General features: G+C 50.4%; 12 protein-coding genes. 9 read left to right on the forward strand and 3 right to left on the reverse strand.

Annotated elements, in window-relative coordinates; genetic code table 11:
- Nucleotides 1-69 precede the first annotated feature (69 nt).
- Nucleotides 70-969, reverse strand: a complete 900-nt coding sequence (locus ACYVB1_RS18590) for a hypothetical protein (protein WP_460925308.1) — start codon at nt 967-969, stop codon at nt 70-72.
- A gap of 423 nt (nt 970-1,392) precedes the next feature.
- Here ACYVB1_RS18590 and ACYVB1_RS18595 point away from each other — a divergent pair, with 423 nt between their 5' ends.
- Nucleotides 1,393-3,006 carry a catalase gene (locus ACYVB1_RS18595; protein ID WP_460925379.1) on the forward strand — a complete coding sequence of 538 codons (1,614 nt, stop codon included), beginning with the start codon at nt 1,393-1,395 and terminating at the stop codon, nt 3,004-3,006.
- A 530-nt stretch (nt 3,007-3,536) separates the two neighbouring features.
- Here ACYVB1_RS18595 and ACYVB1_RS18600 read toward each other — a convergent pair.
- Both ACYVB1_RS18600 and ACYVB1_RS18605 read right to left on the reverse strand, forming a co-directional pair.
- On the reverse strand, nt 3,537-4,877 hold the full coding sequence (locus ACYVB1_RS18600; protein WP_460925309.1) for an amidohydrolase family protein: 1,341 nt from the start codon (nt 4,875-4,877) through the stop codon (nt 3,537-3,539).
- Nucleotides 4,878-4,964: 87 nt separating this feature from the next.
- A complete protein-coding gene (locus tag ACYVB1_RS18605) occupies nt 4,965-7,985 on the reverse strand; it encodes an amidohydrolase family protein (protein ID WP_460925310.1) in 3,021 nt (1,006 codons plus the stop codon).
- Nucleotides 7,986-8,316: 331 nt separating this feature from the next.
- Here ACYVB1_RS18605 and ACYVB1_RS18610 point away from each other — a divergent pair, with 331 nt between their 5' ends.
- The 8 genes from ACYVB1_RS18610 to ACYVB1_RS18645 all read left to right on the forward strand — a co-directional run bounded on the left by ACYVB1_RS18610 (nt 8,317) and on the right by ACYVB1_RS18645 (nt 19,841).
- Nucleotides 8,317-9,336, forward strand: coding sequence for a BamA/TamA family outer membrane protein (locus ACYVB1_RS18610; protein WP_460925311.1), 1,020 nt, complete (start codon nt 8,317-8,319; stop codon nt 9,334-9,336).
- Between the two features lie 192 nt (nt 9,337-9,528).
- Nucleotides 9,529-10,695: a BamA/TamA family outer membrane protein gene (locus ACYVB1_RS18615; protein ID WP_460925312.1), complete on the forward strand. Its 1,167-nt coding sequence runs from the start codon at nt 9,529-9,531 to the stop codon at nt 10,693-10,695.
- Between the two features lie 240 nt (nt 10,696-10,935).
- Complete coding sequence (locus ACYVB1_RS18620) at nt 10,936-12,441, forward strand: catalase (RefSeq protein ID WP_460925313.1); 1,506 nt, start codon at nt 10,936-10,938, stop codon at nt 12,439-12,441.
- Nucleotides 12,442-12,626: 185 nt separating this feature from the next.
- A complete protein-coding gene (locus ACYVB1_RS18625; protein WP_460925314.1) occupies nt 12,627-12,932 on the forward strand; it encodes an ArsR/SmtB family transcription factor in 306 nt (101 codons plus the stop codon).
- A 121-nt stretch (nt 12,933-13,053) separates the two neighbouring features.
- Nucleotides 13,054-13,455: a rhodanese-like domain-containing protein gene (locus ACYVB1_RS18630; RefSeq protein ID WP_460925315.1), complete on the forward strand. Its 402-nt coding sequence runs from the start codon at nt 13,054-13,056 to the stop codon at nt 13,453-13,455.
- Between the two features lie 277 nt (nt 13,456-13,732).
- On the forward strand, nt 13,733-14,959 hold the full coding sequence (locus tag ACYVB1_RS18635) for an exonuclease SbcCD subunit D C-terminal domain-containing protein (protein ID WP_460925316.1): 1,227 nt from the start codon (nt 13,733-13,735) through the stop codon (nt 14,957-14,959).
- 237 nt (nt 14,960-15,196) lie between these two features.
- On the forward strand, nt 15,197-18,850 hold the full coding sequence (locus tag ACYVB1_RS18640) for an AAA family ATPase (protein ID WP_460925317.1): 3,654 nt from the start codon (nt 15,197-15,199) through the stop codon (nt 18,848-18,850).
- 136 nt (nt 18,851-18,986) lie between these two features.
- Nucleotides 18,987-19,841 carry a thermonuclease family protein gene (locus ACYVB1_RS18645; RefSeq protein WP_460925318.1) on the forward strand — a complete coding sequence of 285 codons (855 nt, stop codon included), beginning with the start codon at nt 18,987-18,989 and terminating at the stop codon, nt 19,839-19,841.
- Nucleotides 19,842-19,874 lie beyond the last annotated feature (33 nt).

The raw sequence follows: 19,874 nt of genomic DNA on the forward strand, positions 1-19,874 counted from the left end.
AGCTAAAGTATAGCACAACAAAAAGCCCACAACATGTGGGCTTCCTGCTCTGATTAAATTTGCTGTTCTTTATCCACGAACCTGGCCACCGTTTTCACTGTAGTTGGTGATGGCAGAACTCTCACGGTAATCAGGGCCTGATCTGCCGTAACGGTTGTGACGGCTGCTCACACGGTCTCCATCGCTGTCGGACTGCTGATCGCTCACGTAGTCGCGGTTAGAGGAGTAAAGGCCGGTAGCATAGTTATCGTCACGGTCGCTGCCGGAGTTTTGTATACGGCCACTGTAGCGGAAGTCCTCATTGTCTAAATAACGGTCGTTATCCCGGCTGTAGCTAGTGTTTCTACTGCGGTCTTCGCCACGGTAGTTGTTGTCTGCGCGGTCGTATTTAAAATCTGAACGGTCATAGTAGCTATCTTCTGTACCTGCATTGTAGCCACTGTTTCGGTCCCTGTTATAGGTTCTGCCTTCATCACGGCCAAAATCGCCGTAACGTCTGCCTCCGCCGCTATACTGGTAACTGTTATCCCCGCGGGAGTAGCCGCCTTCTCTTCCCTGATCCCTGTTGCTATAGCGGCCATTGTCACGGCTGTAGCGGTCATTGTTATCACGCCAGCCTGTGCCTCTGGTGCGGTCGTATCCACCGTTTCTGTCGTTTCCCATGTATGGGTTCGGATCGCCATAGCGGTATTGGTCCTGATTATTGCCGGAAGAACCATAGCGGTTGCTGGACTGGTATCCTTCTACAGGGCCTGAAGATGGTCCTCTGCCATAGGCATTGCTGCCAGTGCTGCGCACATTCCGGTACTCAGCATTCTGATCCCGCATACCATAATAATTTCCACCGCTGCTGTAGCGGTCCCTGTAGTTCTCTAAGCCATCATTGTTGTTACGGTGATTCCGGTCTGTATTTCGTTTATTATCATTGTTGCGATAGTCGCGGCTGTAATATTGGTCGTCTCTTTCCATAGTTATAGTGTAGTTTAATTTTAATTTCAACTCTACCTATATAAACGAACCTTAGCCGCCAACGTTATTTTTCACCTCTTAAATGCCTTTAAGGAAGCTATGTGTAAAGGCACTGCCTTCACTATGCTTTCGCACGATTCATCAACATGGAACAGCGCATCTTAACAGAATGGGCGCCGAAGAAGAAGTGTCTGGCTTCAAACATATAGGTATGGTCTCTTCCACCAGCCTTTGCACGAATCTACTTTCTCCTCGTATACACCAACAAGCCTATTATAAATTCTATAGATACAAGATAGAAAAAATCTATAACCATTTCAGGATATTATAAAGTATAAGCATGAAAGTAAACGTGTCTCTTATCAAAACACCTAACCTATCATTATGAAAGAAAACAGCGAAAACGGCAAGAAAAACGAAGGAATGCAAGCAGGCAATGGGCAAAATGGGCAGCAAGGCAACAGGCTTACCACCCGCCAGGGCCACCCGGTTACGGATAATCAGAATATCCGAACTGTGGGCAACCGTGGTCCTGCTACCATGGAGAACTACCATTTCATAGAAAAAATCTCTCACTTCGATCGGGAGCGTGTTCCGGAGCGTGTGGTACATGCCAGAGGAGCAGGTGCACACGGCGTATTCAGAGCCTATGGAAAAGTTGGAGACCAGCCTATCGCGAAATATACCCGTGCTAAGCTGTTTCAGGAGGAAGGCAAAGAAACACCTGTGTTTGTGCGTTTCTCCACTGTTGGCCACCCGTCCGGCTCACCGGAAACCCTTCGTGATCCACGCGGTTTTGCTGTAAAATTTTACACTGAAGACGGTAACTGGGACTTAGTAGGTAACAACCTTAAGATATTCTTTATCCGCGACGCGATGAAGTTCCCGGACCTGATTCACTCCCAGAAGCCTGACCCAATCACGAACATACAGAGCGCTGAGCGCATTTTCGACTTTTTCTCGGGCACTCCGGAAGCAACTCATATGATTACGTTCCTGTACTCGCCATGGGGTATTCCGGCCAACTATCGCCAGATGCAGGGTTCGGGTGTAAACACTTATAAGTGGGTGAACGCAGACGGCGAAGCTGTGCTGGTGAAATACCACTGGGAGCCACTGAAGCAGGGCATCCGCAACCTGACAAGCAAAGAGGCGCAGGAAATTCAGGCTAAAAACTTTAACCACGCTACGCAGGATCTGTATGAAGCCATTGAGCGCGGAGACTACCCGGAGTGGGAACTGAATGTACAGATAATGAGTGATGATGAGCATCCGGAACTGGATTTCGATCCGCTGGATGACACCAAGCTGTGGCCTCAGGACCAGTTCCCTTTCCTGCCGGTTGGTAAAATGACACTCAACAGGAACCCGGAAGATTATTTCAACGAAGTAGAGCTTTCGGCTTTCGGTACAGGTGTACTGGTTGACGGGCTGGACTTCTCAGATGACAAGATGCTGCAGGGCCGTACTTTCTCATACTCTGATACACAGCGTTACCGTGTAGGAGCCAACTACCTGCAGTTACCAATTAATGCTCCTAAAAATAAGGTGCATACAAATCAGCGAGGTGGTCAAATGTCCTACAAAACGGACTGGGCACCGGGCCAGAACAAGCACGTAAACTACGAACCTTCTGTTTTAGGAGGTTTGTCGGAGGCTCCAAAACCAGGAAAGGATTATATGCCGCGCTACGAGGCGAACCTGACACGCCAGGCTATAGACCGCAAAAATCCATTTAAGCAGGCAGGTGAGACTTACCGCAACTTTGAGGACTGGGAGCGCGAAGAATTAATCTCCAACCTGTCCAATGACCTGGCCACCTGTGATAAGCGCATTCAGGACAAGATGCTGGAACACTTTACACAGGCAGATGAAGATTACGGCCACAGGGTTAGAGAAGGCATTCAGATGGCGACAGAGAAGATGATGAAAATGAAAAAGGAAATACAGGGTACAGACGGGCCAATGGGTAACACATCAGGACATGAAGGGGTGGAACAGGCACAGAATGACTCACATTCCGCTAAACCATACTAGATACCAGTTCAAAACGAATTGAAGTTAAGAGAGGCTGCAAAATTTGCGGCCTCTCTTTTTATTTGTCGGTAACAGGAGTGGCAAATGATGTTTTAACCCTGAACGTCGAGAAATTCGGGCAGTTCATCTAAATCTTTAGGCGGAGACAGCCTGGTTCCTTAGCTTTATCCAATTGAAAATGCCTGTTCCAAGCTCATGAAAAACTTACTGTTGCCTTTGGCTTAACGGCCCTCCTCTCATTCACTCCGGTGCAGCTAGTTCTCTACAATGGCTGGCAAAGCATATAAGAATTTTTGTTTAGTATTTGATTGTTTGTAATAACCTACTGAGGACCCTGCGCCAAAAACGCAGGGTTTTCTTTTTTGTTGACAGAAACACAGTGTAGGTTTCAGGAAGTGGAGGATACCGCTGTTTCTGCTTAATAGGCATTTACCGCTCCTGTACCAAAAGCAGTGTTCCGCAGAAGGTACAAAAAAAGGAGCTGCCGGATTTCCGGCAGCTCCTTTTTTTAACAGCAGTCTATTCCTGATTTAGTTCTTCATAGAAGTAGGTGTACCAGTTGCTTGCTTCTCCTGTGTCTTGTACTTGTTATCAAACTTCTCATACAAAACTTTCTGCTTGTTGTTCAGGTCTACGTTGCGGCCCTGGATGTAGGCGTGCGTCACGTTGCTGGTGCGCATGTCCAGCAGGTCGCCCGCAGATACCACGATAGTAGCATCTTTGCCTACCTCTACAGAACCAACCTGCTTGTCAATGCCAAGTATTTTGGCAGCATTCAGGGAAACAGCGGCTAAAGCCTGCTCTTTGTCCAGGCCATAGGCAGCGGCAGTACCTGCTATAAAAGGCAGGTTACGGATACCGTGAATGCTCGTGTTGTAGTCCAGTGCGAACGGGATGCCTGCTTTGTGCAACAGGTAAGGCGTTTTATAAGGCATGTCTACATCTTCCCCGGCACGCGATGGCAGGGCATGCACACCAGAGTAAATGACAGAAATGTTATTCGCCTTCAGGAAGTCAGCTACAGCGATGGCATCTCCTCCACCTACAATCACTATGTTTTTCACGCCATGCTGTTTCGCAAAGTTTACAGACTCAATGATTTCCTTGCCATAGTCGGCATGAATGTACAACTTCTTAGACCCGTTGAACAGACCAGCCATAGACGCCAGTTTCAGGTTCTCATTGTCGTGCTTGCCTGCTTTGTATACTGCTGCATCGCGCATCAGCTTTGTCAGTTCAGCCAGAGTTTCCTCACGGCCCTCTGCCATACGCTTCAGTCTTGCATCACTGTCGCTGTTACCTGTTTGGATGAGCATGTTTGGCCAGTTCAGGTGAATACCCTCATCGGCTTTCATCATGGCATCCTCCCAGTTCCAGGCATCTAAATGCACGACACTGGAAGTACCGGAAATAGTGCCACCGATAGGTGTCAGCTGTGTCATCAGCACACCATTTGTACGCACCGTCGGGATAATATCAGAGTCTGTGTTATAAGCAATGATGGAGCGCACGTTCGGGTTGAACTCCCCTACTTCACGCCAGTCGATGGTGGCGCGCACGCTCTCCACTTCGTTCAGACCCAGCGTGGAGTTTGGGTGAATCAGGCCAGGATAAATATGCTGCCCTGTCACGTCTACTACTTCGTAGTTGCCCAGGTTGGCACCATTCTGCGGACCTGCGTACGTAATCTTGCCGTTGTCAAAACCTACGGCAGCATTTTCTACTACCTGCCCATTGCCTACGTGCAGCGTGGCACCTTTCAGCAACACCGGCTTGCTCTGTTTCGGAGCAGGTGCAGGCACCTGTGCCAGGGCTGGTACACTAAGTAGCGCCGTTAATGCTGCAGTTATATATGTGTTTTTGAATTTCATGATATCCATTCTATTTAAATTGTTGATTGATGGCTGCTGATTGTTGTTTATGCCCTGAGGCAGCAACTTACAATCAACAACAAACAATTAATGGGCTAAATAAGCCTCTTCCTCGTTGAACTCCACATCTTCGCAATGCACCACACGGGCCTTTCTGGTTACAGGAGCCTGTGTTCTGGCACCTCCAGACTTCTCGTTCAGCATTTTCTGCACCAGGCGCATGCGCTCTTTCTCCAGGTCCACCCGCATTTGCTCATCACGCTCCAGGTCGTAGTAAGCAACACCGTCTACAAACGTCTTCAGCGGTTTGGCATAGATAGAAAGCGGGTGGTCGTTCCACAGCACCACGTCAGCGTCTTTGCCTTCTTTCAGGCTACCCATTCTGTCGTCGAGGTGCATGAGTTTGGCAGGGTTCAGGGTTACCATTTTCAGGGCGTCTTCTTCGCTCACACCGGCATACTTCACGCTCTTGGCTGCCTCCTGGTTCAGGCGACGAGCCATTTCAGCGTCATCCGAGTTGATGGCCGTTAACACGCCCACATTGTTCATGATACCGGCGTTGTATGGAATCGCGTCTTTCACCTCCATTTTGTAAGCCCACCAGTCAGAAAAAGTACCGGCACCTACGCCATGTTCTTTCATCTTATCGGCTACTTTATACCCTTCCAGGATGTGCGTGAACGTGTTCACCCTAAAGCCCATTTGCTCGGCTACCTTTATCATCATGTTGATTTCGGACTGCACATAAGAGTGGCAGGTGATATAGCGCTCGTCGTTCAGGATTTCTACCAGTGCATCCAGTTCCAGGTCGCGGCGGGGAGCCGGTGTTTTGGCTTTCTCGCGCCTGCTTAGTTTGTTGTAGTTCTTCCAGGCCTGGTCATATTCCTTGGCACGGGTAAAGGCATCTACATACACCTGCTCCACTCCCATTCTGGACTGCGGGAAACGGATGCTGTGCAGGTTGCTGCGGTTAGAGTGCTTCACGTTTTCACCCAGGGCAAACTTTATAAACTTTGCATCCGGCAGCAGCATCTCATCCGCGCTCTTACCCCAACGCAGCTTCACCACCGCCGATTGTCCACCAATCGGATTAGCAGAACCGTGCAGCAACTGCGAAGTAGTCACGCCACCCGCCAGCTGGCGGTATATGTTAATGTCTTCCGGGTTTACCACATCGGCCATACGTACCTCTGCTGTCACGGACTGTGTGCCTTCGTTTACGCCATCCAGCGCAATATGCGAGTGCTCATCGATGATACCCGGTGTGACGTGTTTGCCTGTTCCGTCAATGACGCGCGCCCCGGACTCGCTCAGGTTCTTCCCTACTTTGGCAATTTTACCGTTCTTCAGCAGCACATCGGCATTCTGCATGATGCCTTCTTTCTCGTTTGTCCAGACAGTGGCATTTTTGATAAGCACTGTTTCCTGCTTTGGAAGCTCAGCGGCACCAAAAGCCTGGAAAGGATAAATCATGTTGCCCAGTTCCACTGGCTTCGCTGTTTTCGTGCTGTCGCTTTTCGCTTTCTGGCTCAGGGCCTCAGAGAAAACAGCCGTCCACTTCACGCTGGAAGCATCCGGTAACTGGCCTTCGCCCTGCAGGTTTTTCTCATTTAACCAGCCACTCAAACGGATGCTTTCCTTGCTCTTCTTGTCTTTGTTGAAGGAAAGCGTAACTAAATTGTTATTAAAGGAAATGTTGCCTTTTACCGTGTCCTGTGCAATTACTTTTAGCTCAGGCTTCTCCGGTGTTCCGGCAATCATCAGTTTGCGCTCCGGCTGGTTGGCCATTTTCAAAGTATAAACGCCGCGGTAATCGGCAGGCACTTCAGATACTTTGTACTGGTTGCCCTGCACCCAGTTCTCCAGAATCACGTTCTCTTTGTCGAACAGGTCGGCGCTTGTGATGATGAAGTTAGCCAGGTAACCTTTGTTCAGGCTGCCCACTTTCTTGTCAGCGTTCAGCAACTTAGCTGGCGTAACCGTGAGGGCTTTCAGTGCCTCTTCTGCCGGCAGGCCGTATTCTATGGCTTTGCGCAGGTTTGGCAGGAAGTCTTTTTTGTCTTTCAGGTCAGCCGCGGTGAAGGCGATGGTGACACCGGCTTTCTGCAGCATGGCAGGGTTGGCAGCAGCCATTTCCCAGTGCTTCATGTCTTCCAGAGACACACGACGTGCATCAAATGGATCCTCCACGCTATAGGCGGCCGGAAAATTCAGCGACAGGATAATTGGCGCATTTGTTTCTTTTACCTGCTTTAGCATCTGGTACTCATCGCCGGCACCTTTGATGATGTATTGCTTGCCGAACTCGTCGCCTACCTTGTCGGCGCGCATCACGTTCAGCTTGTTATCTACTTCAAAAATCTGCGGAAACTTGTTTGCCGCAGTGAAGGCATTGAGCGAAAGGTTCTGCTCTTTTTCTGAGTTTTGTGCATTCCACTGCGCATCCAGGTACGTCTGGCGCAGCAGGGCAACGGCACCCATGAGCGAGTTAGGATAATCCTGCTTGGAAGAACCTCTGTCAAAAGACAAAGTGCCGGCAGCTTTCTCCAGCACAACCACTTCGTTTTCACGCTTGTCTGCCAGCGTTACCAAAGCAGCAGTACCACGGGCAATACCATCACGGTGCACGGCCAGCACAGTACCAAAGCCAAGCTTGCGCAGCTCTTCCGCCTGCTTTTTGTTGGCTTTGAATAGTTCCACGGCATTGGTTTCCGGCCTGATAGCCTGGTTCCAGTTAAAAGCTCCCTTTTTTTCCGTGTCTGGTTGCGGCGGTGAGCCATAGCCTCTGCGCTCGCTCTTTACCTCTGGCAAACCGTAGCTGGTGAACATGTCCACGAGGCCCGGGTAAATATGCTTGCCTTTTGCATCGACCACCACAGCACCCGCAGGCACTTTTACGTTGGCTCCTACGGCCTCTACCTTGCCATTGCGGATAACAAGGGTAGCATTCGGTAGTGTGGTTTTATAATCGGTATGGATAGTAGCGTTAGTGAAGGCCACTAAGCCGGAGCGTTCGTCATACACCCCGTTGCGCGGAAAAGTCTCCTGCGCCATTACGTTGCCTGCACCAAGTGCCAGGCAGACTGCAATGGTTAAGATTTTCTTCATCAATTAGATTAGTAAAGTGATAAGGTTGTTTAGATACACCAAATGTAATCATGCCGCATTAAAGTTTCGACATCATACTTTATTTTATTGCTCTTAGCGGCGGCTATAGTTTATTTCAGGATAAGATACTATATTTCATTGCACTAATGTGATAAAAATTATAATTTTTTAGGTTTAAATGCTCTAGATTCTTATCATCTTATTAGCAGTACGCTTATGAAAAAACACCTCTCTCCTGCTGCTGATAAGCTGCTGCTTTCTGGGCACCACCGCCACGACACTGGCTCAAACCGCTACTGACACCATTGCCACTAAAAAGAGCAGTGAAAGCGTGAAAGGCCTGATCCCGATACCTGTGGTGTATTATACCCCCGACACCCGTCTTGGCCTGGGTGCCGCCGTTATCGGGTACCTCCGTTTGAAAAGCCGCACCGATTCCACCTCCACCCGCCTTTCCACCGCCAGGCTTTTAGCCGATTACACACTCAACAAGCAGATGGATCAGCAGTTGCTTTGGGAGGTGTTCACGCGGGAGGAAAAGTACCTGTTGCGCGGCGAACTGCGCCACCGGGTGTATACCGACAGGTTTTATGGTGTTGGCAACAATACTGTGTTGGCAGACGAAGGTAAGTATGCCTACAACTTTGTAAGTGCCCGGTTGGGCGGATTAAAAAACATTGGCCACCGTGTGTTTGTTGGCCTTGACTTCCTGCTGACAAATTATTACAACCTGAGTTACGATTCGCTAAGCGATAGTCGTGAAAGTTTGCTGCAGGCACAGCAGATACCCGGTTACAAAGGTGGCCTGAACAGCGGAGCCGGTTTGGTTTTCCTGTACGACACCCGCGATAACACGGCGTTTGCCAGCAGCGGCATGCTCTTCGAAGCCTCTGTGTATAATTTCGGGAAGATGTTGGGCGGTGACTTTGACTACCGGAACGTGAACCTTAACTTCAGCAAGTACTTTGAGTTGCGGCCGAACCGGGTGCTGGCTTTCAATACCGTGCTCAACCTGAATAACGGAGAGGTGCCTGTGATGCGCATGGCTCCTGCCGGCGGCGACAGGATTCTGCGCGGTTATGCCCGTAACCGTTTCCTGGACGACAACTTTGCCGGCACCCAGGTTGAATACCGTTTTCCGCTGTACCGCAGGCTTGGCTTGGCTACTTTCGCAGGCATCGGTGATGTGTTTGACCAAACCTCTGATGTGCAGTTCTCCACGCTCAAATATTCTATCGGCTCCGGCCTTCGCTATGCCCTTAACAAAGAGCAAAAGCTGAATATTCGAATTGACGTTGGCTACGGTCGTGAAGGCAGCAATTTTTACATTGTCATTGGGGAAGCTTTTTAGCTTCACGGGTACAGCAGCCCGTACCTGAGCAGCAAATTTATAACTTTTTCTGCTGTTTATTTCTCTTATGTACGATACTGCTAAAATGGTTGCTAACAGCTTACTTTATATAACATAATTTTTCACTAAAAACAACAATTATCCTTCCCTGCTCTGGTATACGCAGCAGCAGCTTTAACGTAAGTAAGTCAGATGAATCACGTCTACACGTTAACGCACATGCTAAGCACCAAACAATTTTTTCTGATAGCGAGCTGCTCTATCATGCTTTTTGCTGCACAGCCCACCGTAGCGCAAGAGAAGCCCATTGCAATAGAAGAAGTTCAGGCAGACCGCACCAAAAGAGGCATCATACCGGCGCCGATTGTCTACTATACCCCCAACACCAAGTTTGCCTTCGGAGCTACTGTAGTTGGTTATCTCAAGTTAAGGAGCAAAACCGACACCACCTTTACCAGGCTCTCACTTGCCCGGTTGTTCACAGACTTTACCACCAACAGGCAAACGCACCAGTGGCTTTTCTGGAACATCTTTACCCGCGACGAAAAGTATTTTATACGTGGAGAGGTGCGCCACCGCATTTACCGCGACCGCTTTTACGGCATTGGCAACGACACGCCCGACGATGCCGAAGAAATTTTCAGACATAAATACATCACCGCCCGGGTGGCTCCTCTTAAAAACATTGGCAACCGGGTTTTCATTGGTCCTGAATTCCAGGCCTCCAATTACTACGAGACAGAGCTGAACCCGGCTAATGGCGAACAGCAGAGCCAACTGCTGACGCAGCAAATTCCGGGTTACCAGGGTGGGGTGAATGTGGGCCTAGGCATTACGGTCATAAACGATAACAGGAACAACGTAGCTTTTCCCAGCAGTGGTTATTACCTAGAAGCTTCTGCACATCGCTTCAGCGAATCCTTTGGTGGCGATTTCAACTACAACAATTACAACTTTATTGCCAGCAAATACTGGGGCTTAAAGCCTGACCATGTGTTGGCGGGCAACGTAGTCGTGAACCTGAACAATGGTGAGGTGCCGGTGCAGCGATTAGCCACAGCAGGCGGCGAGCAGATTCTGCGCAGCTACACCCGCAACCGTTTTATGGCCGATAACTTTGCCGGTGTGCAGGCAGAATACCGTTTCCCGCTTTTCTGGCGCTTGGGTATGGTGACCTTTGCAGGAGCAGGAAATGTATTCAATGAGTTTTCAGAGAACACCATCTCCACCCTCAAGTACTCCGTGGGTACCGGATTCCGCTTAAGGTTGCTGCCGGAAGAGAAACTCCACTCACGGCTCGACATCGGCTTTGGCCAGGAAGGTATTGCTATCAATGTTGGCCTCGGTGAGGCATTCTGAGAGGCTGTAAACAGGCAACTGTTGCCAGACCACGTGTAGGCAACTCTTTATTTCAAGAGGATTCAGGAGCCGCTTTATGAAATATTTTATATAGCAGCTTTACGATAAATGTATGAAAGGAGCCGCAGGAGCGGCATCATCAACTAAAACTATATTGGTATAAAATTAATCGATTTGGTTTATAATCCTCACCCAGGTAGCTTTGAATCATAAGTAAAACATCTCAAAGCCTATTACACCATGAGTGATAAAGAAAAAAACCTTCGATTGACGACTGCTTCCGGCACACCTTACTATGAGCACGAAGACAGCCAGACAGCTGGCCCACGTGGCCCTGTTCTGCTTCAGGACTTTATCCTGCACGAAAAGTTAGCGCACTTCAACCGTGAGCGCATCCCGGAGCGTGTGGTACACGCCAAAGGTTCCGGCGCCTATGGTACCTTCACCGTTACCCACGACATCACCAAATACACCCGTGCCAAAGTTTTCAGCGAAATCGGGAAAGAAACACGCGTGTTCCTGCGTTTCTCTACTGTGGGAGGTGAGAAAGGAAGTGCCGACAGTGAGCGTGACCCTCGTGGCTTTGCCGTGAAGTTTTACACCGAAGACGGTAACTGGGACCTGGTAGGCAATAACACGCCGGTTTTCTTTATCAAAGACCCGAAAAAATTCCCTGACTTTATTCATACCCAGAAGCGCGACCCTTACACCAACACCAAGAGCGCAACCATGATGTGGGATTTCTGGAGCCTGAACCCAGAAAGCCTGCACCAGGTGCTCATCCTGATGAGCGACCGCGGTACACCTGTTTCTTACCGCCACATGCACGGGTTCGGAAGCCACACCTTTGCCTTCATCAATGCAGAAAATGAGCGCCACTACGTAAAATTCCACTTCAAGACACTGCAAGGCATCCAGAACTTTACGGATGAGGAAGCCACCAGAATGAAGGGCATCGACCCGGACCAGGCACAGCGTGATCTGGTAGAGGCGATTGACAGAGGCGACTTTCCGCGCTGGGCTGTAAAAGTGCAAATCATGACAGAGGAAGAAGCTGCCAACTACAAGTGGAACCCTTTTGATGTAACCAAAGTGTGGTCGCAGAAAGACTTCCCGCTGCTAGATGTGGGCGTGCTGGAACTGAACGAGAATCCTGACAATTATTTCGCACACGTAGAGCAGGCAGCCTTTGCTCCTGCCCATGTGGTTGACGGTATCGCTTTTTCACCAGACAGAATGCTGCAGGGCCGCATACTAGGATACTCAGATGCCCAGCGTTACCGCATTGGTGCCAATTACGAGCAGATCCCGGTAAACCGATGCCCATTTGCCGTTAACAATTACCAGCGCGACGGTGCCATGCGTGTAGACGGAAACGGAGGCAGCAAGCCTAACTACTTCCCAAACAGCTTCGATTCTATTTATGCCGATGAAACATACAAGCAGAAAGCTGAGAACCTGGGCCAGAATGTACTAGCAGACTGGTACGACCGCAACGGCGTAAATGAAAACGACCATTATACACAACCCGGCGACCTGTTCCGACTGATGACTGTGGAGGCGAAACAAAACACTATCAACAACATAGTGGGTGCTATGAAAGGCATCAACGGACCGAAAAAAGACGAAATCATCAACCGCCAGCTGTGCCACTTCTTCCGTGCCGACATTGGCCTGGGAATGGGCATAGCACAAGGCTTGGGTGTGGACATTGTGCAGCACGCCAGCTCCATGCAGCCTAACTAATATTTACCAACCTTTTATACCTGTTTTCAAAAGCAGCGCTGGCCTTGCCGGTGCTGCTTTTCTTTTACCAGGTGCCGATTTTGCTGAAAAACAAACGGGAAGGAACTTCCATCGGCTGCTGGTTGTATGTTTAATTATACATGAACACACGGCCATATATTTGCCACACAATGTTTAGGGACAACATGGACAGCTTAAGGGTAAGGTTAGACAAGAAAAAACTGGAAAAGGCCGCGAACGTATTAAAGTGCCTGGCGCACCCCATGCGTATCAGCATCATTGACTTGCTGGAGCAGCGCAACCGAATGACGGTAACCCAGTTACAGGAAGTTCTTAATATTGAACAGTCTCTCCTCTCACACCACCTCATTACCATGCGTGACAAAGGCATTGTGAACACCCACCGCGAAGGCAAAAACATCTACTACTCTCTTGCCGACACAACACTTACAGCTATTATAGACCTTATCAACAGAGGCAAACAGGTTTAACACCCTCTCCTTCCAGGGAGTCATGGCCATGAGGAAATATCAGGCTGTAGCAGTTAGATCAGCATCCTTTTTTCTTAACTTTGATCGTCTCCATAACTGCCAGTTTAACACGTAGAGTTATATGAAAAATTTATTGTTCATACTTGTTACCATCATGGCCTTCAGTTGTGCACGCCCACAGCAAAACACACCTGTTGAGGTTCAGGATTTAACCACACAGGAATTTAAGCGGCAACGCATGAGCAGCAAGACAATGTTGGTAGATGTGCGCACACCGGAAGAGTTTGCTGCCGGTCATTTGTCTGGCGCAATCAACTCCGATTACAGAGGCGGTAACTTTGCCGAGGAAATGAAGAACTGGAAAAAGAACAAGGTCTATTACCTTTACTGTGCTACCGGAAACCGCAGCGGAAAAGCCGCAGAACTGATGAAAGAAGCAGGCTTTCAGCACATCTACAACATTGGCGGCTATCAGGAATTGAAAGAAGCAGGCCTGCCTACTGAACAGGGTAGTGAAGAATAAGCACAGCAGGAAGGGCCGGAGGAATCAAATTCTCCGGCCCTTCCTGCTTTACAGGCGCATCTCCGAGTTAGCTACTGCCTTCCTGTACATCTTTTACCGGGCATATCCGCTCCAGTTTACCACCAGGCTCTGTTATCCGGGCTGATTAATAAAGTCTTACTTTGATGCGCAAACTCCGCAGGTGTTAATAACCTGTTGATAAAAGCTTTCCCGCCAACTTGTAATATGCCTGTGCTCTGCTGTATCTTAGGGCTGATTAGGAGATAAGGTAAGGGATATGCGCGTATTACACACTTCAGACTGGCACCTGGGCCAGCGCCTCGTTAACCTCGAACGCACAGAAGAACACCAGTACTTCCTGAATTGGCTGCTGCAAACCATTGAGCAGGAGCAGGTAGAGGCGCTTATTATGGCGGGCGATGTGTTTGACAACGGCGCTCCCTCCAACACAGCCCTGAAACTGTACTATGATTTCCTGCGCAAGGTATGTGCCACCTGCTGCCGCCACATCATCATCACGGGCGGTAACCACGATTCTGTTTCTACTCTCAATGCCCCACGCGAACTGCTGGAGTGCTTCAACATCTACGTAATTGGTGGTGCCACGCCCGACCCGCTGGATGAACTGATTGAACTACGTAATCCGCAGGGCGAACTCGAACTGGTGGTATGTGCAGTGCCTTTCCTCCGTGACCGCGACATCCGGTTGTCTGTGGCGGGCGAGAGCTATGAGGAGCGGGAACAACGGATTAAAGAGGGTATCGCTGCGCATTACGAGGCATTTGTGCCACATCTGCAGCAGTACAAAGCACAAAACGTTCCGGTGGTGGCAACCGGCCACCTGTTTGCGGCGGGCAGCTCCGCCTCCGACAGTGAGAAAGAAATACATGTGGGTAACCTGGGCCAAATTGGAGCAGACCAGTTCCCGAAGGAGTTCGATTATGTGGCACTAGGTCACCTGCATCGCCCGCAGCAGGTAAACAAGCGTCACCATATCCGTTACTCTGGCTCTCCCATTCCGCTAAGCTTCAGCGAGGTAACTGATAAAAAAGTAAATTATGTACTGAATTTCAGGGATGGTAAACTGGCCGACCTGCAGGAGCTGGAGATACCCTGCTGCCGTAAGCTGGTCCGTTTTAAAGGTCCGTTAGATAAGGTGAAGCAACAACTGGCGGTGTATGATAACAGCGACTATGCCTTAACAGCCTGGGCCGAGGTACAGGTAGAGCTCGACGCTCCCCTCCCCGACCTGAACCAGCAACTGGAGGAGGTGCTCTCACTGAAACCAGAGATACAAGTGCTCATTCATCGCCCCCCGCTTATCTCGGCCGCAAAACAAACGCTGGAGCAGCAGGTGCAGGAAGAAGTAGACCTGCACACCCTCCGCGAAAAAGAGGTGTTCCTCAAACGCTGCGAAAGTGCTTTTCCTGAAAGCGACCATTCAGAACTGGTAGCGACCTTCTCAGAACTGCTGGAGCTGATGGGACAGGAGGAGGAAAGTTGAGAAGAGTTAAAAAGTTAGAAGGTTAAAGAGTTATAAAGTTATAAAGAACTCGCAGCGTGCGCAGCTCCTGCGAGCGTCTGATTAGTATCGCGCAACCTGTTGCAAGGGAGCTGAGGCAAAACCTCAGTGTCCTCCAGACCTGGGAGCGGTTTGCAGGCTACACAGCAAAAGCAAACACAAGCAAACGAGGTCTCACCTGACATTTGCGCCGCATAAACATATTAGCCAAAGTACACCATGAAAATCCTTTCCGTCCGTTTCCAGAACCTGAACTCACTGAAGGGTGAGCATGAAATCCGCTTTGACCGGAGTCCGCTGGCCGACGCAGGCTTGTTCGCGATTACGGGGCAGACGGGTGCAGGTAAAACAACGATACTGGATGCCATCACAGTGGGCTTATACGGGCTGGTGCACCGCCATAGCAGCGATAAGCCGCTGGAACTGATGACAAGACATACAGCAGAGTCCTTTTCGGAGGTGGAGTTTGAGGCGAACGGCAAGCGCTACCGCTCCCGGTGGCAGATACGGCGAAGCCGGAGCAAAGCAGACGGCAACATGCAGCCCGTGCACATGGAGCTTTGCGACCTGGAGGATGACAAGCCCTTTGACCTGAAGCCAAGCCATGTACCGGACAAGGTAGCGGAAATCTGCGGCCTCGATTACAGCCAGTTCCTTCGTTCTGTCATGCTCTCCCAAGGGGACTTTGCACGCTTCCTGAAGGCTAACCCGAACGAGCGCAGTAACTTATTAGAGAAAATCACCGATACCGGCATCTACTCCGAAATTTCTAAATCAGCATTTAGAAAAGCGAAAACAGAACAGCAGAAGCGCGAGGAATTGGAGCGCCGCCTGCAGGACAACAAGCTGCTACCAGAAGAACAGCGCCAGGCTTACGAGCAAAGCATAGCAGAGCTGCTAGGTCAGGAAATAGCGTTTCAGAAAGACATCGCTGCGATGCAGGAGCAATTGCAGTGGCTGCAGCAGGTACAGCAACTGCAAGCTAAAAAACAGCAACACGAGGCGGCCCTGCAGGTGCAGGAGCAGAAACTGGAGCAACTGCAGCCGGATTTCAGGAAGCTACAGCAGCACGAGCAGGCAAACCAATATGTTGGCGAGCTGACCCAGATCCGGGCTGCCGACAGCAAGGTAGCAGAAGTGCAGGAGCAGCTCCTGACACTGGAAAAACAAATTCCGGTACTGGAGGCGGAACTGGAATTGGCAGGGAAAGTGGCTGCAGAGGCCGGAAAAGCTTACCAGCAGCAGGAAGAAAACCTGCACAAGCTAGAGCCGCTGCTGGAGCAGGTCACAACGCTGGACCATCAGCTACAGACCATCCGGGAGAACTATGCCAGGGACAAAGCAGCTTATCAGCAATTTGAGGCAGCCCTGAAGCAGGAACAAACCCTGCTGCCCCAAAAGCAGGAGGAGCTGGAAAAGCTGACGCAGGAGGCCACAGCATTTAAAAATTGGCTGGAGGCGAACCAGCACCTGCAGGATTTGCGGGAGAACCTGCCTGAAATGCGCCAAACCCTGAAAGACCTGCAGGAAGTAGCGCAAAAGCTAAAGCAAAACCAGAAAGAGCAGCAGGAAATCCAAAGCCAGCGCACACAGGAGGCGCAACAGGTAAAAGAGCTCATAGCGGCGCAGGAGCAACAACAGGAACAGCAAAAAGACCTGGAGAAGCAAAAGCAGTCAAAACTTACCCGGCTACAGGAAATCCTCTCCGACAAAAGCCTAGAGGAACTGGAGCAGGCAGCACAGGCACAGCCTGCAGTACTGGCACGATACGAACGTTTGTCTGAACTTGCCCAACAGCATGCTACCCTGCAGCAGAAGCTAAAAAGCCTGCAGGAGCAAATTGCGCAACAGGAGCAGGAAGCAGCCTTGCATAAAACAAAACTGGAGGAAACGCAGCTAAAACACACGGCGGCTGCAGAACGGCTGGAAGACCTGCAGAAGCTGGTAGCGCTGCAGCAGCGCATACAGGAATACGAGCAGGCACGGCATCATCTGAAACCAGAAGAACCCTGCCCGCTCTGCGGCTCAGAGCATCATCCTTTTGTAGAAGGCCAATACACTTTCAGCCTGACAGAAGAAGAGCAGAAAAGAGATAAGCAGCAGGCATTGGTAACGGAGCTGCAGCAAAGCATCCACACACTGCAAATGCAAATCAGTGCACTGCAGCCAAAACTACAGTTGGCTGCACAAACAAAAGCAGAAGCCGAGGCCGAAGCAAAGCGCCTGCTTCTTTCTTATACCAGTTTGATGGAGGGCGTGGCTTTAACAATCAAAATTGAGGACGCCACAAAGCTTGCTGAATTACTTTACAACGAAAAGCAGGCACTGAACCAGTTGCATCAAACATTGGCGCAGGCCCGCAACCTGAGTCGCGAAACAGACGGCATTAACCAAGAACTGATGAAATTGCGCGAGGCACAGGTGCAGGCACAGGGCAAATACGCCCAGTTGAAACAGTCTGATAAACTGCTGCAGGCGCAATTACAAAAACTGGAGGCTGCCATACAGGACCAGCAGGAACAGCAGCAGGCACATACTGAAACAGCTGAGTCTTTTGCCGCCGCCTACCGGTTGGCGTATAAGCCGGAGGCAAAGCAGGAGTTGCTGCAAACGCTGGAACAGCAGGCTGCCGCATACCAGCAGAAGCAGCAGGCCCTGGAGCAAATGCGCGAAAAGTATATTGAGCTGAAAGAGCAGGTAAAAGCCTTGCAAGCGAAGGTAAAGGAGAAAGAGCAGGAGCTGAAAGAGCGCCAGGAGAACCTGAAACTGGAGCATGTAAAACTGACCGAGCTGAAGGCAGCGCGCACGGCTTTGTTCGGGGAAAAGCAGCCACAGCAGGAGCGACAACTGGCGCAGCAGGATCTCCGCAACCGCGCCCGGCAAGCGGAAGAAGCCCGTGCCAGTCAGCAGAAAAAGCAACAGCAGCTGCAGGAGGCACGGCAACGGCGCACAGAATGTACTTCCAGGCATCAGCAGGATAAGTCGGTGCTGGACCAGCTACGCGATGGCTTGCTGCAGGTGTTGCAGCAAAAAGGCATTGCCACTATCGAGGCGCTCAGTCAAATGCTTTTAAACCGCGACGAGGCAGATCGCCTGGCTAACCTGAAAGCCCAGACTGAAAAGCAACTGACGGAGCTCCGCAAATCGCTAAGCGATGTACGGCACGACCTGGAGACAACACAGGCCAGGCAGCTATCCTCTGAAAGTGCCGATGCCCTTCAGAAAGCTTCGGAAGAGAAAAAGCAGCAGCAACGACAGTTGATTGAGCAGCGCGCCCGCTTTCAGCAATTGTTGGAGCAGGACGCTGCGCAGCGCGAAAAAAACAGGGAACTGGCCGAACAGCTGCAAACACAGCAACTGGTTTGCAACCGCTGGAACCAGCTGGCCGACCTGATTGGCTCAGCAGATGGAAACAAGTTCAGCCGTTTTGCCCAGGGCCTTACCCTGGCCAGGCTGGTAGAGCTGGCTAACCGCCACCTCCAGAAACTGAACGACCGCTACCGCATCCTGAAATCTTCGGAAGAAGACCTGGAGTTGCTCATAGTTGATACCTACCAGGCAGAAGCTATCCGCCCAATGAACACGCTCTCTGGCGGTGAGAGCTTCTTGGTTAGCCTGGCACTGGCGCTGGGTCTCTCCGACCTCGCCGGGCGCCGCACCCAGATCAACTCGCTGTTCATTGATGAGGGCTTCGGCACACTGGATGCCGAAACGCTGGATGCTGCCATCACTACGCTGGAGAATTTGCAGGCCAGCGGCAAGATGATAGGTATAATCTCGCACGTAGAGGCACTGAAAGAGCGCATCAGCACACAGATACGTGTGCAAAAGAAAGCTGGTGGCGTGAGCAAGGTGGAGGTTGTGGGCTGGTAACAGCAAGTTAAAGTTATTAGCTTTTCAAAAATCCGAAAAAGCCTGGTGCATGCTGTGTACCTGAAACTGAAAAGATAACCGTTCCCATTATTTTTCTCCGGCGGGCTTGTGTATTTTTGTCTTAGCCCAAATCCACATGAGAAACAATATTCACTTACTGCTTGCCCTGGTGCTCTGTGCAGCCATGTCCTGCAAACAGAGTAGCCGGGAAGAAGCACAGGAACAGTTCAGGCAGCGGCAACAGGCTGTGCTGGAGCGCAACGAAAACCTGCCCGAAACGCCATCCGCTGAAACCACAGTAGAAGAAACAATCCCACTGGAAGAAGAAGCAGGGGAAGCTGCTCCAGCCCAACCGGCTGCTACTGCCGGTGATAAGGTAATCGGGATAAAAGACGGCGACACGATAGAGCTGCTGCGCAATGGCCAACCGGTAACTGTTCGCTTGTTCGGCGTAGATACCCCTGAAAAAAAGCAGGCCTTTGGGGAAAGAGCAAGGCAGTTCACTTCTGACCTGGTGTTTGGCAAAACGGTTCGGTTAATCGAGCATAACAAAGACAGGTACGGGCGCACTGTCGGGACAATCATGCTGCCGGACGGGCGTAATTTAAACGAGGAACTCGTAAAGAACGGCTTCGCCTGGCACTATAAAGCCTACTCCAAAGATACCAGGCTGGCTAACTTAGAAGCCGATGCCAAACGTTTTAAACGCGGTCTGTGGCAGGATCCCAACCCGGTAGCTCCCTGGGATTTCAGGAAAGAGAAGCGAAGCGGAAACAGTAATACAGAAACTGCTGTCAGCACAGCCCCTATACCGGCAGGCGCTGCGAAACGCCCTGTTTACCTTTGTAGCAGCAGCGGTTCTGAAGTCTACCACCTTAGCAAAACCTGCCATGTGCTGAAGCGTTGTAAAAAGAGCCTTGTAACCGTAACAGAAGCCGTCGCTATCCGGGAATACAATCGCCGCCCCGATAAGACCTGCAGCAATCTTTAAAAATCTTTACCTTTGGTAAACTCTGCATTATAA

This window comes from Pontibacter brevis, assembly GCF_054779655.1.